18 protein-coding genes and 1 pseudogene are annotated in these 25237 nt (G+C 30.7%); 16 read left to right on the top strand and 3 right to left on the bottom strand.

Translation table 11 applies throughout. The annotated features are described in order from the left end of the window. Complete coding sequence (locus ACWJJT_RS04515) at positions 1-1509, top strand: 4Fe-4S dicluster domain-containing protein (protein ID WP_462956187.1); 1509 nt, start codon at positions 1-3, stop codon at positions 1507-1509. A gap of 284 nt (positions 1510-1793) precedes the next feature. Here ACWJJT_RS04515 and ACWJJT_RS04510 read toward each other — a convergent pair whose 3' ends face one another. Further along, positions 1794-2240, bottom strand: a complete 447-nt coding sequence (locus ACWJJT_RS04510; RefSeq protein WP_258280702.1) for a staygreen family protein — start codon at positions 2238-2240, stop codon at positions 1794-1796. Positions 2241-2529: 289 nt separating this feature from the next. Between ACWJJT_RS04510 and ACWJJT_RS04505 the strand changes: the two genes are divergently transcribed. From ACWJJT_RS04505 to ACWJJT_RS04465, 9 genes are all read left to right on the top strand, one after another. Then, positions 2530-3600, top strand: a complete 1071-nt coding sequence (locus tag ACWJJT_RS04505; protein WP_220287476.1) for a hypothetical protein — start codon at positions 2530-2532, stop codon at positions 3598-3600. Positions 3601-3783: 183 nt separating this feature from the next. Beyond that, the gene (locus tag ACWJJT_RS04500; protein ID WP_462956186.1) at positions 3784-4224 is read left to right on the top strand and encodes a transposase family protein; all 441 of its coding nucleotides are present in this window, start codon (positions 3784-3786) and stop codon (positions 4222-4224) included. Next, entirely contained in the window at positions 4217-5560 is a 1344-nt protein-coding gene (locus ACWJJT_RS04495) for an ISL3 family transposase (RefSeq protein WP_462956739.1), read from the top strand. The genes ACWJJT_RS04500 and ACWJJT_RS04495 overlap by 8 nt, the downstream gene beginning before the upstream one ends. Before the next feature lie 683 nt (positions 5561-6243). Next, positions 6244-6429 carry a hypothetical protein gene (locus ACWJJT_RS04490; RefSeq protein WP_216304101.1) on the top strand — a complete coding sequence of 62 codons (186 nt, stop codon included), beginning with the start codon at positions 6244-6246 and terminating at the stop codon, positions 6427-6429. A 75-nt stretch (positions 6430-6504) separates the two neighbouring features. Next, complete coding sequence (locus ACWJJT_RS04485) at positions 6505-6774, top strand: hypothetical protein (protein WP_220287474.1); 270 nt, start codon at positions 6505-6507, stop codon at positions 6772-6774. 267 nt (positions 6775-7041) lie between these two features. Beyond that, positions 7042-9768: a DNA-directed RNA polymerase subunit alpha C-terminal domain-containing protein gene (locus ACWJJT_RS04480; protein WP_220287472.1), complete on the top strand. Its 2727-nt coding sequence runs from the start codon at positions 7042-7044 to the stop codon at positions 9766-9768. 1 nt (position 9769) lies between these two features. Continuing rightward, positions 9770-10984, top strand: coding sequence for a hypothetical protein (locus tag ACWJJT_RS04475; protein ID WP_216304098.1), 1215 nt, complete (start codon positions 9770-9772; stop codon positions 10982-10984). Further along, on the top strand, positions 10977-13556 hold the full coding sequence (locus tag ACWJJT_RS04470) for an SNF2-related protein (RefSeq protein ID WP_220287470.1): 2580 nt from the start codon (positions 10977-10979) through the stop codon (positions 13554-13556). Before ACWJJT_RS04475 ends, ACWJJT_RS04470 begins: the two co-directional genes overlap by 8 nt. Before the next feature lie 590 nt (positions 13557-14146). Next, positions 14147-15568, top strand: a complete 1422-nt coding sequence (locus ACWJJT_RS04465; protein WP_220287468.1) for a Sau3AI family type II restriction endonuclease — start codon at positions 14147-14149, stop codon at positions 15566-15568. Positions 15569-15578: 10 nt separating this feature from the next. On the opposite strand, the gene dcm is transcribed toward ACWJJT_RS04465, so the two are convergent. Next, complete coding sequence (dcm, locus tag ACWJJT_RS04460) at positions 15579-16808, bottom strand: DNA (cytosine-5-)-methyltransferase (RefSeq protein WP_220287466.1); 1230 nt, start codon at positions 16806-16808, stop codon at positions 15579-15581. 127 nt (positions 16809-16935) lie between these two features. On the opposite strand from dcm, the pseudogene ACWJJT_RS04455 reads away from it, so the two are divergent. The 3 genes and pseudogenes from ACWJJT_RS04455 to tnpB all read left to right on the top strand — a co-directional run bounded on the left by ACWJJT_RS04455 (position 16936) and on the right by tnpB (position 19745). Beyond that, positions 16936-17616: pseudogene (locus ACWJJT_RS04455) on the top strand (DUF2357 domain-containing protein). A 608-nt stretch (positions 17617-18224) separates the two neighbouring features. Then, positions 18225-18623, top strand: coding sequence for an IS200/IS605 family transposase (tnpA, locus tag ACWJJT_RS04450; protein WP_220287461.1), 399 nt, complete (start codon positions 18225-18227; stop codon positions 18621-18623). 9 nt (positions 18624-18632) lie between these two features. Next, positions 18633-19745: an IS200/IS605 family element RNA-guided endonuclease TnpB gene (tnpB, locus tag ACWJJT_RS04445; RefSeq protein ID WP_462956185.1), complete on the top strand. Its 1113-nt coding sequence runs from the start codon at positions 18633-18635 to the stop codon at positions 19743-19745. Between the two features lie 426 nt (positions 19746-20171). Here the strand turns inward: tnpB and brnQ are convergent, their stop codons facing one another. After that, complete coding sequence (brnQ, locus tag ACWJJT_RS04440; RefSeq protein ID WP_462956184.1) at positions 20172-21491, bottom strand: branched-chain amino acid transport system II carrier protein; 1320 nt, start codon at positions 21489-21491, stop codon at positions 20172-20174. Positions 21492-21800: 309 nt separating this feature from the next. Between brnQ and ACWJJT_RS04435 the strand changes: the two genes are divergently transcribed. The 3 genes from ACWJJT_RS04435 to ACWJJT_RS04425 are packed head-to-tail and all read left to right on the top strand — an operon-like array spanning position 21801 to position 25214. Continuing rightward, a complete protein-coding gene (locus ACWJJT_RS04435) occupies positions 21801-22595 on the top strand; it encodes an acetoacetate decarboxylase family protein (RefSeq protein ID WP_216304089.1) in 795 nt (264 codons plus the stop codon). Positions 22596-22622: 27 nt separating this feature from the next. Beyond that, positions 22623-23486 carry an SDR family NAD(P)-dependent oxidoreductase gene (locus tag ACWJJT_RS04430; protein WP_220287455.1) on the top strand — a complete coding sequence of 288 codons (864 nt, stop codon included), beginning with the start codon at positions 22623-22625 and terminating at the stop codon, positions 23484-23486. Positions 23487-23543: 57 nt separating this feature from the next. After that, positions 23544-25214, top strand: coding sequence for an oleate hydratase (locus ACWJJT_RS04425; RefSeq protein WP_462953957.1), 1671 nt, complete (start codon positions 23544-23546; stop codon positions 25212-25214). Positions 25215-25237 lie beyond the last annotated feature (23 nt).

The raw sequence follows: 25237 nt of genomic DNA, 5'->3' as shown, positions 1-25237 counted from the left end.
ATGAAATACGAATATAAAACACTTACTGATATTAGACACAAAGTTTTTACGGCCGTAAGTAAGATGGCCTTTGAAGACAATTTAAAAGATATAGAGAATATTCCATATGAGATCATTCGTGGAGAGGTGGGTAAGTATAGAGAAAGTACATTTCTTGAAAGAGCAATAGTTAGTGAGCGAATCCGTTTGGCAATGGGACTAAATTTAAGACCAAGTGATAAACCAAGATCAATTACGGAGGGATTAGAGGGGGCAACCAAACCTTCAAAATATTATGAACCGCCACTTGTAAATATTATAAAATTTGCTTGTAATTCTTGTCCAACAAATAGCTATGAAGTTACAAATATGTGCCGTGGCTGCCTAGCACACCCTTGTGTAGAAGTTTGTCCTAAAGGCGCAGTTAGTATAGCTAATGGGAAAAGTGTTATTGATCAGGAAAAATGTATAAAGTGTGGTTTATGTGCTAAAGTGTGTCCGTATTCAGCAATAATAAAACATGGGCGCCCATGTGCCATGGCATGCGGAGTGGATGCAATATATACGGATGAATATGGCAGAGCATCAATAGATTATGATAAATGTGTTAGCTGTGGAATGTGTTTGGTAAATTGTCCTTTTGGAGCAATATCTGATAAAAGCCAAATATTTCAACTAATTCAGGCAATTAATCAAAAGAAAGAAGTAATTGCAATTGTAGCTCCATCATATGTGGGGCAGTTTGGTAAAAATGTTGGATTTAATGATTTTAAAAGAGCGATGATTACAATTGGATTTAAAGATGTTGTTGAAGTTGCGATTGGTGCAGATATTTGTACAATTGATGAGGCAAAAGATTTTATAGAAAATGTACCTGAAAAACTTTCCTTTATGGCTACTTCATGCTGCCCTTCATGGTCTATTATGGCTAAAAAATTATATCCTGAATATGCTGAAAATATTTCAATGACTTTGACTCCAATGGTTTTTGCTGCTCGACTTGTGAGAGAAAAACATAAAGATGCAATGATTGTTTTTGTTGGGCCATGTAGTGCGAAAAAATTAGAAGCTTCCAGAAAAAGCGTAAAAAGTGAAGTTGATTTTGTAATTACATATGAGGAGTTATCTGGAATGCTTACAGCCAAAGAAGTAGAAATAATTGGTACAGATATGAGCTTGAGTAATGAAGCAACTGGTTCAGGAAGAGGCTTTGCGGTTGCAGGTGGAGTCGCTAAGGCTGTAGCTGATTTGATAAAAAAAGAACATCCAGGGCGAGAAGTAAAGATTAAAGCTGCGAATGGACTGAGAGAATGTAGGGAGATGTGTAATGATGCCATAAAAGGAAAGTATGATGGATATCTCATTGAAGGAATGGCGTGTCCGGGTGGCTGTGTGGCTGGAGCTGGGTGTATTGTCAAACCTAACATGGCTGGTGCTCAGGTTAAACAAGCGGCTAAAAATTCTGAGCTGAAGATTTCAGATGAGTCTAAATATGCTGATAAACTTTACTTGTTAGATGGAAAAATCTAGAGGAAGAATAGAAAATATTATTTATTTTTTTATTTTTGTGCCATTGGAAATAAATATTTATATAATAATGTATATATTCTTAAAAAAAAAGCATTGGACTAAATTTTTTGATTTTTTGTCAGAATTAATTATAGCTAAAGTGTATTAAAATCGTATTTATTATACAGTAAAACCCACAACTATTTAATTAGTTGTGGGTTTTCTTACGTTTTAATTTAGTAAAACAAATTGTGTTCACAATTTGTTTACGTACCCCGGGGGTTTTTATGAAAAGAGTGAATTTGTTATTTATAATCTGAAGGCGTTCCCCATAGTTCTAAACGATTAAAGATAGGATAAACAGAATTAAATTTCACATAAATAGGTGCTTTATCTAAAGAGGGATTTTCTCTAAAAAATTCTCTATCTCCATATCTAAGTGCTTGCAATGCTAGCGGTAATTCTTTTGTGAAAATGCTATTACGTACCGCTGACATTATTGGGTTCTTTTCTTTATCTACCATAACATTAACCATCAGTGCGTACTCACTATTAACCATGATCCATTCTGCCAGCACTTCATCCCTCATGTCAGTGATTTTATCATAATCATACTTTGCTGCAATAGTCAAAAATAATTCTCCGGTAACGTCTGAATGAGTAAGGGTATATTTTCTAGGAATAATTGGGTTTGTTTCACCTGTTCCCATGCCAAAATTAACGTGTAACATTTCCGTGTGGAATTTGCTCAAAGCCTTCCCTCCATAATATAAATACATTATATATATTATGAAGTTAACTGTTGTTATGTTCTTTGTTATGCACTTAAAGCTAAAATACCTATTTAGACTTCACATATATACATTCAAATGCCCACAGAGAACAGACTGATGCTATGGTAGAGAGTGAAATTATGGGAATATATTATGAAGATGTAGAAGATAAAAATGGAAGATTTCCGCTTCTACGCCCAATACTACGACCTCAGAGGTCGTTACATAAACTGTAAGTTTATGTTTGCTTCAGGAGTGTTCAATAGCAGTGTTTGGAGGCATTGGATTTAGCGGCTTAAATGATAAATATAATGCTGTGAACATGCGTTATGGAAAATCTTTTGAGGAATCGGAATCTGCGGAAGAGGCACTGAAAAGAGATATTTCTGAAACTCGTAGATTTGATACCATATATCGAAAATTGCTACAGGCTCTTCCTCATAATAAGGTTATAGTGCTTCCACATATGCAGAAATGGGACTGGAATGCAGACTCACATAATCCGAACTGGATTTACGTAAACGGACATAACCACCATAATTACTTTGATATTAGCAGTAAAAAGGTGGTTTATGCAGATAATCAAATTGGTTATAAAACAGAAACGATAGGACTAAAATACTTCTATATTGATAATGAATATGATATTTTTGCATATTTAGAAGATGGCATTCATGAAATAACAAAGAGTCAGTATTCAGATTTCAATAAGGGCAAGTTGCTACGGAATAGCCTGGAGGATTTACAATATTATTATGCTACTCTTGATATCTATACGGAAAATATTCACCAGCTATTAGACCGATACACGGGTGGGCAGAAGAAAATTTCCGAGTTCGTAAAAGGACTTGGAGGATCTGGAAAGATTCATGGCCGCATAGTGGATGTGAATAAACTGGAAAATTTTGAATTATATTCTTATTGCCACTTGTTTGTTAATCCAATAGATGGAAAGGTCACACCTTACTTTGCTTATGATGTGAAATCCAGAATTATTTACAAGGATTTCAAGGCGTTACTGGAATCACAGGAGTATTGTAAATTGCTGAAAGATAATTACACAAGACATGAAAAGGAACTGAGTTTAAATATGCCTGCCCTACAGTACTCTAGCCAGTTGAAAGAATGGGAAGATGAAAGTTCCATGTATGATGAAGGCAGCTACCTGTATAAGATTTCAAGAATAATTAAAAGCCTGCAGTATGTTGCTGAAAAAAGTATTGTTCGCATATGGAATGAGGAAATGCTAAATTACGATTTTGTTAATCATATCAAGGAGGCAAACAGAATTGAGGATATGATTAACGATACACTCATTGTAGAAATTGATGGTGAGTAGATGGTCGATATGCTCCAGCAGACGTCACAGCAGGAAGAAAGTAGGTCTATAAGTGAGAATATTACATGGGGCAAGAGAAAGTGTATTTGTCAAGTGAAAACTGGTTCTTTCCAAAGTTAGTTGAAATGCCTCGTAAAATGTAATATAATAGTATGATCAGAATACTAAAAAGGAAGCTATTTTATGGATGAAATTATAAAATTATTAGATGAAAATTTAGATTACATAAGTCATAAAATTATAGATGATACGATTTTCATAAATGTAGTATCTAATCGCAAAGAAGTTACATGTCCTCATTGTGGAAAACCTTCTTCAAAAACACATTCTCATTATAAAAAAAGTTTTCAAGACTTACCTATACAAGAAAAAAAGGTTAGGGTCATTTTAGGCAATAGAAAAATGTTTTGTAATAACCCCGATTGTAACCATACTACTTTTGCGGAAGGCTTTGATTTCCTTGAATTTAAAGCAAAAAAAACAAAAAGATTAGAGAGTGAAATTATAAATATATCAATGAACGTTAGTTCACTTACAGCTACAGAGCTTTTAAGAAATAGTGTTGCTGACGTAGGTAAAAGTACGATTTGCAATCTTTTAAAAAAAAGATACCCCGATTATTGATAAGTGGAAAATTACAAAAATATGTATCGATGATTTTGCTATTAAAAAAAGAGAATCATATGGGACCATCATGATAGATATTGAAACGCATCGAGTTATAGATTTAATTTCTTCACGAGATTGTGAAGAAGTAGTAAAGTGGTTAAAATCATATCCTAATCTTCAAGTTGTTTCTAGAGATGGTTCTATTACATATAAAAAGGCTATTACTTTAGCACACCCCAAAGCGATTCAAGTAAGTGATAGATTTCATATTTTAAAAAATCTAACCTCCTATTGCAAAGATTATCTGATGAAATATTTAAAACCCAAGGTAATAATTGATGTAGTCAAAATGGAATCAAGCAATGTGACTACGAAAACACCCATTCAAAATAAAAAAGTAACACTAGAAGAAAAAATAATGAAAGCGATTCAATTATTGCATCATGGTATTGGCAAAAGCCAAATTTGCAAGCAATTAAATATGGACATCAGAGTATTTAATAAATTATTGGCTATGAATGATAATGAGCGTTCATTCTATTTAAAAAGTCCATTACAAATATCCCATGAAGGTAAAGTAACAAAAAAAAATGAAATAATAAATATTGCAAGAGATATGCACAACAATAATCATTCAGTAAGATCAATTGCTATAGAACTTGGAATGTCACGAAAGACAATTACTAAATACTTAGATGATAATGTGTCTGCTATAAATGGGAATTATAATGTTAAAAGAAAAAGTATTTTAGATCCTTTTTTAGAAGAGATTAATAAATTAATAGATAAAGGACATACTTCATCTGACATAGAAAATGTAATTCGTCAAAAAGGTTATAATGGCTCTGACAGTACTATTCGTAATTATAGAGCTCGCTTAAAAAAATCAATTCATGAAACTTATAAAAATAGTAAAACTTCGCCTGCTACAACAGATTTGGTTGACCGAGGTCAATTACTAAAATTATTGTATAAACCACTAATTAAAGTAAAACGATTGTCTATTGACTATGTAAATAAAGTAAATGAAAAATATCCATTATATAAAGAGATAATCGATTTAGTAGGTGAATTTAGAAAAATTCTAAAGAACAAAGAAATAACTAAAATTAGTAAGTGGATGGAACAAGCATCTTCTTTAAACAATAAATATATTAATTCATTTATAAATGGAATAACCAGAGACATTTCAGCAGTTAAAAATGCAATTATATATGATTATAATAATGGGTTAGCAGAAGGCAGTGTGAATAAATTAAAAGTTATAAAAAGAATTATGTATGGTCGTAATAGCTTTGATATGTTGTATAAAAAAATATTATGGCTTGAAAAAAGACGTAAAATCAACTAACATTGGAAAGAACCAGTTTTAGATTAACATATACAAGAAAGAGGTTTGCAGATGGTAAAGTCAGCTTACCATATGGACGGTTTCTTGTAGAAAGTGAAAACTTCCAGTTGTTACTATGACCTCGGAGGTCGTTACATAAACTGGAAGTTTATATTTGCTATATGGTATAGAAATAAGAAACAATTAAAGTATAGATGTAGATACACAGGAGAGTTAATTGTGAAATTGAAAAGATTAGGGTTAGGACACTTATCTTACTAAAACTGAATGCCTTAGGAAGATGAATATCTGAAAGCCGTGTGCGGGAAAACCGCAAGCACGGTTTGATGAGGAGAAGGAGGCGAAAGCCTCTGACTTACTCTACTCGTAGCAATAATTGTAAAGTATTGCTTGCTTTTAGTATTATTATGGTGGTAGCAATCTCAGTCTCAAGCTCCTTCAAAAATTCCCCGGTAGGTTGAACAAAAACCATCAATATTTGTATGTTTATGGTATAATATAACTATAATAAGTGGATGGAGTGTGGGTTAAATGAATTATGTATTGTTTATCAATAAACTTAGATTGCTAAAGGGGTAAAGAAGTGTGTACATTTTGGCAAAGACTAGAGAAATTTCTTTAGGCAACATAAATTATTAACTCTTATATTAGCAATTATTGTTGTAGTAGGATTAACTAAAGCTATGGGTAGTAATGGGAGTACAAGTGGAACTACGACTACAGCTTCAATTACTCCTAAAAAAGATGATATAAATTTTTCCAAAATACTTGTTACTTCAGCTAGTGAAATTGCCACTGTAAATGGTGAGGCAAAAAGTAATGATGGTCAAAAACATACTTTTACCCTTAAAGTATGTTTCTATGATTAAACTAAAAAATTTCTTGGAACAGCTATGGATTCAATAAATGATTTATAGCCTACGGACACTAAGAGTTTTACAGCAATGGATACTGAAGATTTTAGTAAATCAGATAGTTATAAAGTAGAAGTAGATACTATGGCTGAATCTTCGGCACAAGATAAAGCTTCTGTGCGTACATTCTCAAATTTAGTATCTAAGGGTGAATCAGGAACTACTACCGTAGAGAGTGAAGTTAAGAACACGGATACTAAGGAACATACTTTTACTATAGTGAGTGGTTTTTATGATAAAAACAGCAAACTAATTGATGCTGCTGGTGAAATGAATAAATTTGGAGCGGGGTGCAACTAAGACATATACTGCTATGTCAACAGGCGATTTTAGTAATGTTTCAAAAACTAAAATTTAAGTTGAGACATTAGCAGAATAAGACTAAAAAAGTCAAAGCAAAATATAGGTTTATATATAAGAAGGCATTAACCTTTAACTAATAGCAAAACCAATTGTGGGTACAATTGGTTCATTTCCGCCGGGGATTTTTTTAGCAAAGTGAATTTGCTAATTTTAAAATTTCAATAAATAATTTAATAATTAGTAGTTTGGTGAGGGTGGAAAAGTATGAAAAATATTAAAGAAAATGAATTGTATATTGAAAAATTAAATTTTTCTGTGAGATCGTATAATTGTTTGAAAAGAAACAATATAAATACTGTTAAGGAGTTGTTAGAAGTTCCAGTATATGAGTTGGAAAAATTCAGAAATTTAGGGGCGAAATCATTAGAAGAAATTAATAATGTAATATTAAAATTAAAATCTAGTGATTTTGTTTTTGAAGATAAAGAATTTACTGTGTTGGATATACTTGCTGATAGTGAAAAAAAAATTTCAAAGATATTATTCTATTATGAAAGTGAAGAATATGGCGATGATATTAAAATTAAAGATATGAAGCTGTCGGTAAGATCTCTAAACGCACTTAAACTAAATGGATATCAATATGCATCTCAATTAGTAGAATTAAGGGTGGAGTCACTAAATGAAATAAAGAATCTTGGGGAAAAGTGTAGAAATGAGATAATTGATACTCTAAAATCAGTTGTTCATATAATTTATGATCAAGAAAATATAAAAGAAAACGATGCTATTCAAGAAATTATCAACGTATTGTTAAAAGAGTATGAGCAGAGTTTAGTGGAATATGATAAAAGAACATTAAAATCAATTATATATATGAAAATAAAAACAAGTTCTGTTATTATAGATGTTGTTTGTGTAAGAAGTGAAGAATTAATAAATAATAAAGAGTTTTTGGATATTGTTTATGACAATAATATTCTGAGAGATTTATTGAAAAAGCATATCTTTAGATTTGTAAAGAAGATGGAGGGTTTAATTAATTTACCAGAAATTATGAGGAATATACCAAATCATTTAAAGAATAGTGATATTATAAAAAATATAATAAATGAGTTAATTGAAACAAAAAGAATAGAACAATATGAAGGGAATTATAGAATTTCATATCCGATTCTTAGCGAGTATATAAATTCATTAGAAATTGAAAGAGAAAAAACAATGTTATATGAGCGATTTAGAGGGAAAACGTTAGAAGAAACTGGAATTATACTTAAAGTTACAAGGGAGAGAGTACGCCAATTAGAAAAAAAGGTTGTAAAAAAAATTCCAAGGGTAAGAGAGGATGATTATAAAGAAAGTTTTGAAAAGTATGAGTGGACATCAGAACTGTTTAGATATGCATATAATGAATCTGATTTGGTATATGGATATTTAAAATATAAATATAATAGAGGGAATAAAAGTCCAGAGGATATATTAGAAGATTATGATATTACTATTCAGATTCGTTTAAGAGCAGAAAAAATAATATTCAAGGACTACATAATGGTTGGTAGTTCTTGGATAAAAAAGGACCGGCAAGAGATATTAGAGTATATATTAAGAACTTACTGTAAAGATGAAGTGACATCTCAGGATCTATCTGATTTATATTATATGTTCTTGGAAGATTATAGCTTGCATGAAATAAATAAATTTATGTATCCGAAGAGATATTTTGAAAGTACACTTGCTAATAGTAAAAAGGTATTATGGAAGTACGGTAAGAAGTTACGCAAGTATGATTTTACTGAAATGAATGCACAAAGGATAGTAGATGCTCTTAATCTAAGCCAATTTGAAAATGTAGAATATTCTACTTTGAAATTTTTTAATGATTATATTGAAATTATGGAGGAGTGGGATATTAGGGATGAGTATGAATTACATAATTTAATGAAAAAAGTATTTCTTGATAATAACAATTTCAATATTATATTATCTAGAATGCCTAATATAGAGTTCGGAAAACCAGACAGAGATATGCAAGTGATGGATATATTATTAGAAACTGCTCCAATTGAAAGTTACGAGCTAGCAAAAGCATATGAAAAAGAATATGGAGTAAAAACAGAAACGGCAGTAGCTAATTATTTCAAAAGCATTGATGGATTTTATCATAATGGGTTATATACGATTGATTCTGAAGGCTTGTTAGGCAATGAGTTTATTAGAGTGAAAGAAAAATTAGAAGATGATATTTATCTAATTAAGGATGTTAGAGAAATATACATTAAGTTATTTCCTATGGGGAATCCAAAACTTATTAACCCATATAACCTAAAGAGATTAGGATTTAAAGTAAATACAGGCATAATTTATTCGGATAAATTTACAAATCTTGAACAGTATTTTAGAACCATAATGTTAAATAATGATATTTTTGATGCAACTTTATTGGATTCACGGTTTACATGTTGGCAAGCCTATTATAATTCTTTGCAGATGCTCAAAGGGCAGTTTGAAATAGTGGAGTTTTTGCCAAATGAATTTGTTAATATTAGGAGACTTGAGCAAAAGGGTATTGGTAAAGAAAAACTGCAAGAGTTTATAGATGATGTGTATGAATTTGTTGTTGAAGAATTGTTTACGATTAAATCATTAAGAAAAAAAGGATTTGAACATAGGTTAGACGAGCTAGGATTTGATAATTGGTTCTATAGTGCGTTGTTAAGGTGTGATACACGATTTAAGTATAGAAAAATTGATGGAAATTTTATATTTAGAAAGGGCGCTGATAGAGTAAATTTAAATGATTTGGTAGAGCAGGTTGTATGCAAATACAGAAGTATAGATATTTTCGATTTGATAGAAAATATTAGTAGTGTGTATGGTATTACAATAGAAAGATATAAAATACCCAATATAGCTAAAGAAAAAGAATTGTATTATAATGCAATAATGGAAAAAATTTATATTGATTATGATGAGTATTTTGAGGAGGTATAATATGAATTTAATAAGTGAAGGAATTGAAAAAGGATTCGTTATAAAAACAGATTTATCTAGAAAACTTATAATTGATGGAATTACGGAGAATTATCCAGTATATAAGGTGAAATTAGATTATCTATTTTTTAATAATCAAAATGATCGTATTGCTACATGGATTAGTCAATATAAGGCCGATAATAATGTTACTGAATTGGATATGTCTGATATAAAAGCATACAATGATATCATTCAAGAGTTTATATGTAAAAGTAATCCAGATGCTATTAAAAAGACACAAGCCAATATTGGGCTAGTATATCAACGTGAACCGGGAGTTGTTCTTTTAGATGGAAGAATTATTGATGGGAATAGAAGAGTTACTTGTTTAGGTAATCTAGCAAAGGATGATGCAAGATTTAACTATTTTGAAACAGTAATTCTTCAAATGAATCTTAAAAACAATGCTAAGCAAATCAAAATGCTGGAACTTATGATTCAACATGGAGAAGAAAGCAAAGTAGACTATAACCCTATTGATAGGCTTGTCGGCATTTATAATGATATTATAGAGAATGAACTTTTAACACAAAAAGAATATGCTAGGTATACAAATGTAACTGAGGAAGCATTAATAAAGCAGGTTGAATTAGCAATGCTTTTAGTTGAATTCCTAGAAATGATTAATGCACCGAAACAATTTTATATAGCAAGGGATATGGATTTAAATGGTCCTTTAGTTGAATTACACGGAATTTTAAAGAAAGTTAAAGGCAAAGATGAAAAGGATGAGGTCAAGAGTGCTGTATTTACCAATTTTTTAATTAAACCTCTTGGGGATATGACAAGATTTATTCGTAAAATTAAGACAATTGCTAGTTCAAAATATTTAAGTGAATATTTAGGGGAACAGATGGAAATCGCTGAAAAGGTTATAGACAAGCTACCGGATGTCGGAAAGGTAACAAATAAGGTAATTAATGAAGTTTTCAGAAGTGATGTAGATACCAAGGAAAAACTTAAGAGATCGCTCGAAAAGGCAGTGGAAAAGGCAAAATCTTCAGAAAATAGAAATAGACCGTTGTATACATTAGAAAAAGTAGGAGATTCATTGGAAACAATAGATACTAATATTTTTAGTAAACTTAACGAAGAACAAATATCTGCAATTACAACACAACTTGATAATTTACAAGAATTATTAGATGTAATAAGACTTGCAACTAATGTTTAGAAATCTATCTTTAAATCCAATTTATTCATCATATGATTATGACTTGGTTGAAGAATTTTATAATCCAATGTTTAAAAGTGCAGTTAAATTTGATAGAATTAGTGCGTATTTTTCAGCAAAAACATTGGCATTATATGCAAGAGGACTTGAATGTTTTGTAAGACAAGGGCATAAGTATAGGCTTATTATTTCAGAAGAAATAACTGTTGAAGATTATGAAATAATCAAGCAAGGATATAAACTTAAAGAAAATATAAAAAGTAGCATACTGGATAATTTAAACGAGAAATTATCGTTAGAAGAAGAAAAAAATATATCAAATTTGGCTTATTTAATATCAATAGGAATAGTCGAAATTAAAATTGCATTTGTAAAGCTAGGTATGTTTCATGATAAATGTGGAATTTTTTATGATGAAAATGAAGATGTAGTTTGCTTTAGGGGATCAAACAACGAAACGGCAGCAGCTCTTCATAATAATTATGAAGGATTTACTGTTACTTGTAGTTGGATATTGGATTCTTATGGGTTTTATGAAAAAATAATAACAAAAAGCATAGCTGAATTTAATAAATTGTGGAACAATGAACATGATGAAATCATTGTTTTAGAGGCAGAGGATGTAATTATGAAGGAGATATTAAGACATAATAAAGGTGAAATATTAGTTGAGAAAACATTATTGCAACAAAATTGCGTCATTTTAGATTATGTTAATCGTCTTATATTGAGAATAAATATGGAAGACGATGATTGGATAACTAAAAGTGCATTTTATAAACTTAAATTGAAGCGACACATTGATAGCTTTAACGGGAAGTGTATGTTTTTTAAAGAGACACTGTCTTACATTGATTATCAAAATATTCATAGGATTATAAAGAATAAAGCAGACTCAATAGGTGTAAGATACTTTGCAACAAAGAGGCTATTGGATTATATTGAGGCAAGAAATTTATACATTGATAAGAGAGCAAATTTAGGGGTAGAAATAAAGCGACAGGATGAAAAATTAAGAAGTCGATTTGAAGAGTACTGTAGGATAGTAAATGAAAATATGACTAGAAAATTACGCGAAAAACAGTTATGGGATTCGTTCTTTATGTTTGCTATGAACAAGTCTAGTAATTTCTCTGTACCAGGTTCTGGAAAAACATCATCTGTTTTAGGGTTATATGCCTTTTTAAAGTCAAAAGGGTTAGTTAAAAGAATAGTAATGATTGGTCCTAAGAATGCATTTGGTTCTTGGATTGATGAGTTTAATATTTGTTTTGAAGGCAAGGAAAAATTAAAAGTATTTAATATTCACAATATGATTTATAAAAATACTGCTGATAAGAAACGTGCATTAACATATGATACTGGAAACGTCAATTTGATTTTGTTTAATTATGAATCTTTAGGCACTTATAAAAATGAAATTACTGAACTGATTGATGATAGTACTTTATTAGTATTTGATGAAGTGCATAAAGTAAAAAGAGTAGAGGGAGAAAATCCGGGAACGTATGCAGGACATGCATTAGAAATTTCAAAGGATTCAACATATACGGTTGTTATGACGGGCACACCAATTCCTAATTCATATACAGATTTATATAATATGTTGCATATTTTATATAATGATGAGTATAGGGAATTCTTTGGATTTCCTATACAGATGTTAAAGAATCCATCTGATTTAGAACGAAAGATGATTAATGAAAAGATTCAGCCTTTTTTTTGCAGAACGACAAAGCAGGAGTTAATGGTTCCACAGGCTAATCCGGATGAATTGCTTATAATACAAACTACTAAAGAAGAACAAAAGTTATTCGAAATAATTATATCCAAATATCGAAAAAATAGGTTGGTATTACTCATCCGATTATTACAGCTTGAGTCAAATCCTAAAATGCTACTACAGTCTTTAGATATAAGTGAATTTGAAAATATATTGGATATAACGAATGATATTGATGATATCGATTTTGTTGATTATTCAGCAGAGGTTGAAAGGTTGATAAATTCTATTAAAGTAACCTCAAAGATGAGGTCTTGTATTAAACAGATAAAAAAACTTGTTGCACAGGGTAAAAAAGTAATTACATGGTGTATATTTAAGGATTCTATAAGACGTATGCAATTGCTTTTGGAAGATTGCGGAATTAAAACGCAATGCATATATGGTGAAATAGAATTAAATGATAGAATTTCCATTATTAATAGATTTAAAAAAGGAAATTTTGAAGTTTTAATTACAAATCCGCACACACTTGCAGAATCAGTATCGTTGCATTCTGCTTGTCATGATGCGGTGTATTTTGAGTATAGTTATAATTTAGTGCATTTACTTCAATCTAAAGATCGTATTCATAGATTAGGGTTGCCAGAAAATCAGTATACACAATACTACTATATGCAAGATTTGTTTCAATATGATGGAAAAGAATTTTCAATAGATGAATTAGTATATAATAGGTTAATGGAGAAAGAAAAAATAATGTTGGATGCAATTAGTAATAATGAGTTGGAACGGGTTACTACTTCTGATGAGGATTTGTATTTGATATTTGGTGAGTTGTTTCGCTAGAGGTAATGGTAAATTCACTTCGCTCATATTAAACTAAGTATAACCAAATCTTATAGGGGTCATAGTGCTTGGCATAAAACATAAGATTTATTTTATGCATAAAGCATCTAGGATGAGATACTTATGTGAATGTAGTAAAGGGTTGCTTACGTAGTGGAGTTTTTGATGATAAATACTAAAGTAATTAAATGTAATTGTAAATAATAAGCAGTGGATTTTAAGCATAGTAAAGGGCATTCGATTTTTGGTTGAGTGCTTTTTATTATGGCTAAATTCTAAAATTTTTGAGAATTTTGGGATTAAATGTTATAATTACTTAAATAATAAAAAAATGAAGTATAATAGGAATCAAGTCGTTTCATTCCAATATAGTGTTACCTTCTATATAGTAATAATTATAATCTTTAATAAAAATCTTAAATATTATAAGTAAATTAGACATTAGTAGAATTATTTAAAATAATTTGTTGAAATTATATAGTATTTGATTTTGTTTACAGTAAGAAAATATTAAAGTATCAGGCGATACTAAATTATTTTAAAAAAATATGTATTTATATATTAGAAAAATATAAGGTAGAGGTGTTACAATGGCTTACAATGAAAGTAATAAAGAATCTATTGAGGAGTATGCAAGATTATTATTAGATAAAAACTTATCCAATGTTTTAGGTGCTAATTTTATTCATAGATTCAATAATAAAGCATCAAAGGGGAGATTAGGACAAGTTGTAGAAGAAGAGTATTTTGGATATAAGGTTAATTCTAGAAAGGAAGCTGATTTTAAAGAAGCGGGGATAGAACTTAAGGTTGTACCATTAAAGGAGATAAAACATAAAGAAAAATCTGGTTATTTAAGGGAGAAACAAGGCCTTTCAGCTAAGGAAAGAATTGTTTTATCAATAATAAATTTTATGGAGATTCATAAAGAAAAATGGGATAGTAATTCATTATTTGAAAAATGTGGACAATTATTACTTATGTTTTACCTTAATGAAAAGGACAAACCTATTGAGAAATTAATATTTAAGATAATTAATGTTTGGAGTCCTTCAGAAGAAGATTTTATAGTAATTAAAAAAGATTGGGAAACAATTGTCAATAAAATTAATGATGGAAAGGCTCATGAAATTTCTGAGGGAGATACAATGTACTTAGGAGCATGTACTAAGGGGAGTACAGCAGCAAAAAGTAAAAGACATCAGCCATTTTCAGTAGTATTAGCACCGCAAAGAGCATTTTCATTAAAAAGATCATATGCTGATTCTATTATAGAAGAACTTTTACAAAGGGAAGTATATTTTACAAAAGAAAAGGAAAAAGCTATAAGTGCTACATTTAAAGGTATATCTTTTGATGAAGTTATACTTAATTTATTTAAAGAGTTACAAGAATATTCGCTAGCAAAAATTATTACTAAATATGATATTACAAGAGAAAGAAAAGCTAAAAGTTTTAATAAGCTAATTGTAGATGATATTTGTAAAAAAACTTTTGGCGACAAATTAGGTAACTTAGAAGAATTCAAAAAGGCTAATATTGAAGTTAAAACAATACTTCTTAAACCGAGTGGAATGCCTAAGGAATCTATGTCATTTGAGCAAATAGATTACTGTGATATTAATGCTGAAACATGGGAAGAATCATCTATAAGAGATAAATTCGAGAATAAAAAGCATTTATGGATTATATTTAAAGCCACAAGAAACTTTGAGAAACAATCAGAATTAAGTTTAGATGAAATAGTAGTAGATAAGGTTATGTTTTGGAATATGCCAATAGCAGATTTAGAAGGGAGTATGCACTATGTATGGGAAAATACTGTAGATAAAATATCAGCAGGAGAATATAACAGTTTTATTAAAATAAGTGATAAGAAAATTGCACATATAAGACCAAAAGGAAAAGATAGTAATGATGTTATGTTAACTCCTCAAGGCACATATGAAAGAAAAAAATGTTTTTGGCTAAATGCAAGTTATATAAAAGAACAAATAGAAAAAGAAGGCTAGAAATTAAACTCTAGTCTTCTTTTTCTATAATATTATGCAGAGTTTTAGCCATTAAGGTAACTATATTAACAACTAAAGCGTTACCCATACAGAAATATCTAAATGAATGAGTCATGCCTGTATTGGTCCAATCATCAGGGAATCCATTAATTCTTTCACATTCAATAGGCGTTAACAGACGTAATTTTTTAGTAGTTAAATCTGCTACAACATGGGTACTACGATTTTTGCTTGCTTCGCTAGTAAGCATAGTTCTTGCAGGCTTATCAATAGAATCAGGGAAGGATAAAGCACCCTCTCTAAAAATATATTTATGCCCTGTTTTAGAGGTTCTTTCTATCGCTTTTGCACCTTTCATGAAGTTCCATTTTTCAAAATCGTCTTCTGAAAGAGAGTATTTTTCATCAACTGATTTTTCAAGTAAATTAAATAATGTTAGAGGTGGATCTTTTATTAATTTATTTGGTGTAGTTTGAACTGTGAATATTTTACCACCAAAGCAAACACCTGAGTTTCTAAACTCAAACTCAAAATTATTAGATACATCTAAAATATCTAAAGGATATAAACAATTCATCTCTGTATGAGAAATTTCTCCTTCAGTAAAATCACCAACATTAAATGTTGAGCTAAAGAAGCCCTCAGACTGCAATATAGATTTAACATCTGTTTTTATTTCAAGATAATATTTAGTGCTTTTATGAGCTGCAAATATAAAAGTACGTCTTCTACGCTGTTGTAATCCGTATTCAGCAGCATTTATTACTCTCCACTCAACATAATATCCTAAATTATTTAAGCAAGCGAGTATTATACCAAAATCACGACCACGTTGAGAAGTTGGCGATTTTAAAAGCCTATCAACATTTTCAAGTAAAACAAATGGAGGCGTTTTTTCTTTTAGTATTCTTTCAATTTCCCACCAGAGAACACCTTTTTTGCCATGAATGCCTAAAGCGCCAGTAGAGGCAACTGAGTAATCTTGACAGGGAAATCCGCCTACAAGAACGGAATGTTCAGGTATCATGGCAGTTGGAACCTCAGAAATATCAGTGTTGCTATATTCATTAATTCCACCTTGTTCTTCGAAGTGAGATTTATAACATTCAAAGGCATGTTGAGTTTTTTTATTTGGTTCCCATTGGTTTGCCCACACAGTAATCCAGTCTTCGCAGGCATTTTCAAAGCCCACTCTAAAGCCACCTACACCAGCAAATAATTCACATATAGTTTTATTCACAATATGACCCTCCTTTGTTCAACCTATAAAGTATACTACATTTATAACAGTATGGGAAGATCAAATTGAAAATTTTAAGATGAAAAATAAAAACCCATACAATTATATGGATTTTCAGTAGTTATCTATATTAGAAAAACATATAAAAAATGGATTTAGTAATGTTAGCAATCTTACAGGCAAAAAGACTATGAGTTTAGTTTTTCAAATGGCACCCGGTTATAGAGAAGTTTATAAAAAATATATTATGCTAAGTAAGGGGCTAGCTTTAGGAGATGGAATTTACCAGATGACTCCTAAAGAACTATATGTATTATACGAGATGTGGTGTTATATGAAAATACATCATATCCTCAGTGATTTAGGTTATCAGGTTGAGGAATATGGAATATTAAAGTATAAGGACAATGGGTTCTATCTAACATTATCCCAGGACTCGCAGGCTAAGATGATTTATTCTAATAAAAAGAATAGGTTAGAGCTATGGTATAACAAGTCATAGTCGTCTCCAACAACTAATCAAAGACCAGATACTGTACTTAATATTAGGAATTTAAATAATAAAGATGACAATAGAATTTATATATTCGATGCTAAGTATAGAATAAATATAGGTCCAGTTGAGGATGATATAAATGTAATGCATAGATATAGGGATGCGATAGTATCAAAACTTAATAACGAGGTTCAATTTAAATATGATACCTTTGGGGCTTATGTTATGTTTCCTTATGGAGATGAAGAGAAGTTTAAAGAGCATGTCTTTTATAAGAGTATAAAGAAAATCTCTTTTATAATATTCCAATAGTGAAACTAAAAGAGGTTAGAGATTCGGTTGAGTATTTAGCATCCTATCAATAAAAAAAAATTTAAAGAAGAGGGTGGAGTAAAATATTTTGGCAAGATAAAAGAATGCATAGAATATAAGCGAAAAGATTGTACTGAGATTAAAGTAAGAGCTGGTACTGAAAATGATATATACATAAGAATTAACTTAGAATCTATAAAAAAAGTAGACAACATAGTTCCAATTCAAACAGGAACTAGACTTATAACTTACACAACTTTATATCTCCTGAAAAACGTAGAAAACACCCAGGAGCTAAAAGTAGGAAGCAGCTTAGAACTTGAGGTATATAAAATACTAAAGAAGGTAGCTAAAGAGAAGGATGTTAAAATTAAAAAAATAGATAAAGACAAGGATGCTAAGAAAGATAAAGTGAAAGAGTATACTATAGGGAATGTGACTATAGAAATAGTAGATGGAATTATGATAAAGGTGAATGGTGATAAAACTGATTTAACAGAACGGGCGGAATTCTCCCACCTCTTAGGTGGGAGATGAATAGCCCTTGACGATAGTCAACAAATAACGTAATCTATAATCAGTAGTAAATATACAAAGGGTGTGACACATTGATTTTAGATACTAATAATCATTCAGTATTCTTGCTTAATTATCATTTAGTATTGGTTATAAAGTATAGACGTAAAGTAATAAATGATGAAATATCAAATAGGCTAAAAGAAATATTTGAATATATATGTCCAAAATATAATATGAATTTAGGTGAATGGAATCATGATGAAGACCATATACATCTTCTATTTAGAGGCTCACCGAATACAGATATATCAAAATTTCTAAATGCTTATAAAAGTGCTAGTAGTAGGCTTATAAAAAAAGAGTTCCCATCAATAAGAAACCAATTATGGAAAGAGTATTTTTGGAGTAGAAGTTATTGTCTTATAACAACTGGTGGTGATCCAATAGATATAGTTAGAAAATATATCGAAAATCAAGGCATGAAATGAGGTGAGAAAATGTTAAAAGCATATAAATTCAGACTATATCCAAATAACGAGCAACAAGTATATTTAGCTAAAACATTTGGATGCACTAGATTTGTTTATAATCAAATGTTGGCAGAAAGAAAACTTATATATGAGCAATATAAAGATAACAAAGAGGAACTAAAGAAACAAAAACTTCCAACACCTGCAAAATATAAAAAAGAATTTGAATGGTTAAAAGAAGTTGACAGTTTAGCGTTAGCAAATGCTCAAATGAATTTGCAGAGAGCTTATGCTAATTTCTTTAGGGATAACTCAATTGGATTTCCTAAGTTCAAAAGTAAAAGAAACAATAATAAAGCCTATACAACTAACAATCAAATAAGTAAAAGTATTCCAAATGGAACAGTATTTATTAAAGATAATAAAATAAAAATTCCTAAATTAAAATCTATGATTAATATTAAACAACATAGAGAATTCACTGGATTAATTAAATCATGTACAGTATCACAAGTATCAAGTGGTAAGTATTTTATATCAATATTAGTTGATGCTGAAAATATTCAGTTATCTAAAATAGATACTAAAATAGGCATAGACTTAGGTATCAAAGAAGTTGCTATAACAAGTGATGGAAATCTTTTTCATAATCCTAAACACTTAAAAAAATCAGAAAAGAGATTAGCTGAACTTCAAAAAAACTTATCAAGGAAACAAAAGGGTAGTAATAATAGAATAAAATCAAGATTGAAAGTTGCTAAAATCCATGAGAAAATAGCTAATCAAAGAAAAGATTTTCTTCACAAAGTGAGCACTCAATTAATTAACGAAAACCAAGTTATAGTTATTGAGGACTTAAAAGTAAGTAATATGATAAAAAATCATAAATTGGCTAAGAGTATAGCCGATGTTAGTTGGTTTGAATTTAGAAGAATGTTAGAATATAAGGCTGAATGGTATGGTAGAGAAATAATAATAGCACCAGTAAGGTATGCAAGTAGTCAATTATGTTCTAAATGTGGTAATAAATCAAGCCAAACAAAAGATTTATCTTGCAGAACTTATATATGTCCAGTATGTGGAATGATAATGGACAGAGACATAAATGCAAGTAAAAATTTATTAAAACTAGCAATGTAATAAAAGATATATTGACTAGAGAGGCAGGAATTGTCTTATTAGCTTGGATAAACTTATTCCGTTGGGAATATTGACCAAGAAGCTCCCACCTATTAGGTGGTGAGTAGTTCACTTAGTGCTGGGTTTAACGACATAGAATCGAATTCATTTTTTTATGGTGAAAAAATTATAGAAGGTAATAAAATTAACTATTCGCTCTTCCTAATGAAGGCAAGGAAGTATACAAATCATTAATTGGGGTTTAGTGCACAGTTGTAATTCAAAGTGGAGTAACGGTAATATAAAATGAAAAAAAGGTATAGCAAGATTTAATTTTGCTATACCTTTTCTGATAGAAGCTGATTTACAGCTTGTATATTTGATGGAGCCCACTTTAGAGAAAATAAATTTTCTCTATGTAACCATATTAATTCTTAATCAACAGTGTTACATTATCTCACCCTCAAGAATTGAATCAGCTTCATCTTCATTTATAACTTCTTTTGGTTTTATTAAAATATTAGAAATTACAAAAGCTATTAAAGCAGGTATAAGCCATGAGAATCCAACACTTGATAGAGGAATAAATTTAATAAATCCAATGCTATTTGCGTAGATACTATTTATAGTATCTAAAATACTTATAATTAGCGCTGTGTATGTAGTTATAGCAACAGCCGTATTACTCTTCACAATATCTCCAAGCAATGTAATAACTATTAGAACAATTACAATTGGATATAAAATTTGTAAAACAGGCCCTGCCAATGTAATTATACTATCAACGTCTTTCGTAGCTATTAATCCACTTACTACAGCCATAATAACAGCAGCAGTCTTGTAAGATACTTTATTATTTGAAAGATTAGCAAAGAATGTTGCTCCACTTGCGAGTAACCCTATAGCGGTTGTTAAGCATGCAAGAGCAACACATAAACTAAGAATAACTGCACCAACGCTACCTAGGTCTAACTTAACAAGCTCTGTAACTAGCTTAGTTCTAGATATATCTGCGGGGAACAAAGTACTTGTTTGTGTTCCGAGATACATAAGTCCAGCATATACAAAGGTTAAACCCGCTACAGCAACTAGTGCTGATTTTATAGTCATATTCATTATATCTTTTGTATTTTTATAACCTTTTGCTCTAACAGATGAAATAATTATTCCTGCAAATATAACAGAAGCCATAGCATCCATTGTTTGATAACCTTCTATTAAAGCTTTTGAGAATCCACCTTTATAAGATGTAGCTACAACTGGTCCAATAGGATCTATTATTCCTTTAAATATAATTATAGCTAGCATTAATAAAAGTGCGGGGGTAAGTATTTTACCTATATTATCAATTATTGAAGAAGGTTTAAGCACAAAGGCAAGTGTTATTGCAAAATACAATATAACTACTATGTTTTGTGGCACAGATGGAAATATTGGATGTATTCCAAGCTCGAAAGTTGATGCAGCGGTTCTTGGAATTGCAAATAACGGACCGATAACAAGAATTAAAGCTACACCAGTTATTATAGCAAATTTTTCACCTACTCTATTGGCCATTTTGTCGTAAGTACCATTAATTTTGGCACAGGCAATTACTCCAGTTAGTGGAAGACCAACGCCTGTAATGAGAAATCCTATTATGGATGCAAAAAATGCGCTTCCTGCAGTTTTTCCTAAGAATGGTGGAAAAATTAGGTTTCCTGCACCGAAAAACATTGCAAATAGTGCAAAACCTATAATCACGGAATGTTTTGTTGAATCTTTCATTAATGCATACCTCCAAATTAATTAATATATGTAATTTAAAAATTAAATTAGTTCTATTATAGCTATTTTTCTTAATAAAGCAAGGAATAATTAACTTTTAGTTTCCGCTAATGCCAAAAAACATACACTTTGAGTACAGTGTATGTTTTTCATACAAATTAAGGAAATTGATTGTTTAACACCTTTTTTATTAGCGTTATATTATAAATGTAGAATTCTTCTATAAAAATATAAGTTTAAAGAAAGGATGGCGATGATATAATATTAGTAAAATAAACCTGAAATATAAAATATAGGGAGGTATCATTAATGAATAGTTTTGTAAAAAATCCAAATGATATTAAAAAATATATTAGTAAACCTACAACTTTTTACGATGCTCAGATGCTCACAGCTTATTGGGAAACAAAGCCTGAGATTATTGCACGTATACTTCCAGCACCTCTAAAGCCTCTAAAAGTACCTTTGGTACATGCTTTTGTAGCTAATTATCCTAGAACAAATTTTTGCCCTCCATACAAGGAAGCAGCTTTATTTATACCAGCAGATTTTAATGGTCGAATTGGAATGTATTGTCTTTCAATGCCTATAAGTGATGGCATGGCTATGGGGCTTGGCAGAGAAATTTATGGTTTTCCAAAGAAGATGGCAGAAATCGAACTTAAGAAAGATGGAGACTCTGTTTACGGAAGTGTATCTCGAAATGGAATAAACTTCTTTAGTGTAAAAGCAAATCTTAATGGAAAATGTAATGCTGAAGATGGACAGAAAATAATTGCTGATAATTATGGAGAGGGATTACCTATATTTAATTTCAAATATTCTAAGTCACCAGATGGCAGTGGATTCGACTTAAGCCCACTACTTATAGAGCAAGGTGCAACTATGGATAATAAAGTGTTTAAAACTGGAGAATTTGAGATGAATCTGAAAGACTCACCACATGACCCTTGGGCAGAATTAGAAGTTGTAAAGATGCTAGGTTGCACTTACACTGTAGGAACTTCAGTACTTTTAAGGGGTAAAGTTTTGGCAGAAGTAGATCCAATTGCGTATTTACCATATTCAAATTCAAAATGGGATTGGTGGGAAGATACTCTATAAAACAGTATAAAAAGGAGGAGTTATATTATGAAAGAGTTTAAAGGTAAGGTAGCAGTTATTACAGGGGCTGCAAATGGAATAGGATTTGCAATAGCTAAGGAATGTGCACGAAGAGAGATTAAAATAGTTATAGCAGATATTGATGGAAGGGACTTAAAAAGAGCGGAAGAACAACTTAAGGCAGAGGGAGCTGAAGTATTAGCTGTTGAAATGGATGTCATGAAATTTGAGGACATGGAGATGCTAGCGAAGATTGCCCTTGAAAAATTTCAACACATAGATTTATTGTTTAATAATGCAGGAGTCGTAGTTGCAGGGCCAGCTTGGTTACTATCTTTAAATGATTGGGAATGGGTTATGAAAGCTAATGTCTGGGGCATTATCCATGGCGAAAAAGTGTTCATTCCAATAATGTTAAAACAGGATACTGAGTGCCATATTGTTAATACTTCTTCTGTAGCTGGGCTTTTGGATTTGAATGGAATGTCAGCTTACCATACTTCGAAATTTGCAGCGGTTGGTCTTTCTGAATCTACCTACTTAGATCTTCAATGCGAAACGGACAAAATAAAAATGTCAGTATTCTGTCCAGGATTTATTCAAACAGACCTTGATAATTGTGAGAGGCACAGACCAAATATTTATAAAAATGATATGAGCCAGCCTTATTATCAAAGTGATTTATATAAAGAAGAAGAGCAAAAGAAACATAAGGTTATCAAAGGCGGTATACCAATTGACACAATTGGGGCAACTATATTCAAGGCAATTGAAGAAGAAAAATTTTATATCTTAACACATGAAGAGTTAAATCCACTTATAGGTCTGAGAGTAAAAAACATGTTTGAAGGTGGAAGTCCATCTATGAATGTAATAAGAGGCGTTAAGTGATTTTAATACAGTATATGATAAAGGATTAGTGAATAAACCAAAAAATAGGAGGCGAAAATGGAACAAAACTATAAAAATATAAATGAATTTTCTAATGGTGATAATTATAAAATAAAAGCTTATCTTGTTGGAGGTGGAATTGCATCCCTTGCTAGTGCTGTTTATTTTATTAGAGATGGACATGTTTCTGGAAAGAATATATCAATATTTGAAGAGTCTAATATAACAGGTGGTAGTCTAGATGCCCAAGGTTCAGCTGAAAATGGGTATGTCTATCGTGGTGGAAGAATGTTCGATGAAGAAGCCTACACCGCCACTTTTGATCTTTTATCAAGCATTCCGTCATTAACTGATTCAGAAAAAACATTATATGATGAATTTGTTGAATTCAATAAGAAATTTAAGTCCAGCGCTAAAGCTAGATTAGTTGGTGAAAATAAAGAGGTAATTGATGTATCTTCTCTTGGATTTAATCAACAGAATAGATTGGATTTAATTAAAATTATGGCTCAATCTGAGGAATCACTTGGAACAAGTAGGGTAAAAGATTGTTTTGGAGATTCATTTTTCAAAAGTAAATTTTGGTTTATGTGGTGCACAACTTTTGCGTTTCAACCATGGCATAGTGCAGTAGAATTTAAGAGATATCTTCATAGATTTATTCATGAGTTGCCTCGTATTAACACTTTATCTGGTGTCCGTCGCACGCCGTACAATCAATATGATTCTATGGTTTTGCCAATAGTTAAATGGCTAAAAGAACAAGGCGTCCACTTTGAAATGAATTGTGAAGTCACTAATCTAGATTTTAAAACTTCTGAAAATGAAAAAACTGTAGAACGTATTCATTATACTAGTAATGGAAAACCAAAAAGTATTCACATTGAAAACGGGGACTATGTTCTTGCAACCATTGGATCTATGACGGCAGGATCAAGCCTTGGATCAATGTCAACTGTACCTAAGGTTGAAGCTAAGAGCTTAGGAGGCTCGTGGAAACTTTGGGAAAATATAGCGAAAAATAGACCTGAGTTTGGTAAGCCATCCGTTTTTGATGATCATATAGATGAATCGCTATGGGAATCATTCACAGTTACTTTTAGAGATCCAACATTTTTCAGATTAATGGAGAGTTTTAATGAAAATTCTGTATTTACTTTCAAGGACTCCAATTGGCTTATGTCAGTTGTTTTACCTCATCAACCATATTATAATAATCAACCTGAAAATGTTAATATATGTTGGGGCTATTGCTTGTCTCCAAATAAAAAAGGTAACTATGTGCAAAAAAAGATGTCTGAATGTACTGGTGAAGAGATATTAACAGAATTATGTTGCCATCTTGCTTTGAAAGAAGAAATGCCTTTAATTCTTAAAACATCTACATGTATACCATGTATAATGCCTTTTATAACAAGTCAATTTTTACCTAGATCAATGGGAGATAGGCCTGCGGTTGTACCAAAAGGATCAACTAATTTGGCATTTATTGGACAGTTCTGTGAAATGCCTGACGATGTTGTTTTTACAGTTGATTACTCGGTTAGATCAGCACAAACAGCAGTTTATTCTCTTCTCAAATTAGATAAAGAGGTTACTCCTATTTACAAGGGCCAATATGATACCCGTGTAGTAATTGATTCAGCTATGACTATGCTAAGGGATGATAATCTCCGTGAATCACTTAGCTCAGTATTGAATATATTTAAGGCTCCCGAAACAAAATAACAAGTCAAAGATGCCTAAGTAGA

The sequence above is a fragment of the Clostridium sp. CM041 genome, assembly GCF_055081035.1.
Note: the sequence above shows the minus strand (reverse complement) of the source record. Positions and strands in the feature narration are given on the sequence as shown.

Coding starts and splice junctions, on each gene's coding strand:
- ACWJJT_RS04515 (WP_462956187.1), top strand. CDS start 1: ATGAAATACGAATATAAAACACTTACTGATATTAGACACAAAGTTTTT.
- ACWJJT_RS04500 (WP_462956186.1), top strand. CDS start 3,784: ATGGATGAAATTATAAAATTATTAGATGAAAATTTAGATTACATAAGT.
- ACWJJT_RS04490 (WP_216304101.1), top strand. CDS start 6,244: ATGGGTAGTAATGGGAGTACAAGTGGAACTACGACTACAGCTTCAATT.
- ACWJJT_RS04485 (WP_220287474.1), top strand. CDS start 6,505: ATGGATACTGAAGATTTTAGTAAATCAGATAGTTATAAAGTAGAAGTA.
- ACWJJT_RS04480 (WP_220287472.1), top strand. CDS start 7,042: ATGAAAAATATTAAAGAAAATGAATTGTATATTGAAAAATTAAATTTT.
- ACWJJT_RS04475 (WP_216304098.1), top strand. CDS start 9,770: ATGAATTTAATAAGTGAAGGAATTGAAAAAGGATTCGTTATAAAAACA.
- ACWJJT_RS04470 (WP_220287470.1), top strand. CDS start 10,977: ATGTTTAGAAATCTATCTTTAAATCCAATTTATTCATCATATGATTAT.
- ACWJJT_RS04465 (WP_220287468.1), top strand. CDS start 14,147: ATGGCTTACAATGAAAGTAATAAAGAATCTATTGAGGAGTATGCAAGA.
- tnpB (WP_462956185.1), top strand. CDS start 18,633: ATGTTAAAAGCATATAAATTCAGACTATATCCAAATAACGAGCAACAA.
- brnQ (WP_462956184.1), bottom strand. CDS start 21,491: ATGAAAGATTCAACAAAACATTCCGTGATTATAGGTTTTGCACTATTT.
- ACWJJT_RS04435 (WP_216304089.1), top strand. CDS start 21,801: ATGAATAGTTTTGTAAAAAATCCAAATGATATTAAAAAATATATTAGT.
- ACWJJT_RS04430 (WP_220287455.1), top strand. CDS start 22,623: ATGAAAGAGTTTAAAGGTAAGGTAGCAGTTATTACAGGGGCTGCAAAT.
- ACWJJT_RS04425 (WP_462953957.1), top strand. CDS start 23,544: ATGGAACAAAACTATAAAAATATAAATGAATTTTCTAATGGTGATAAT.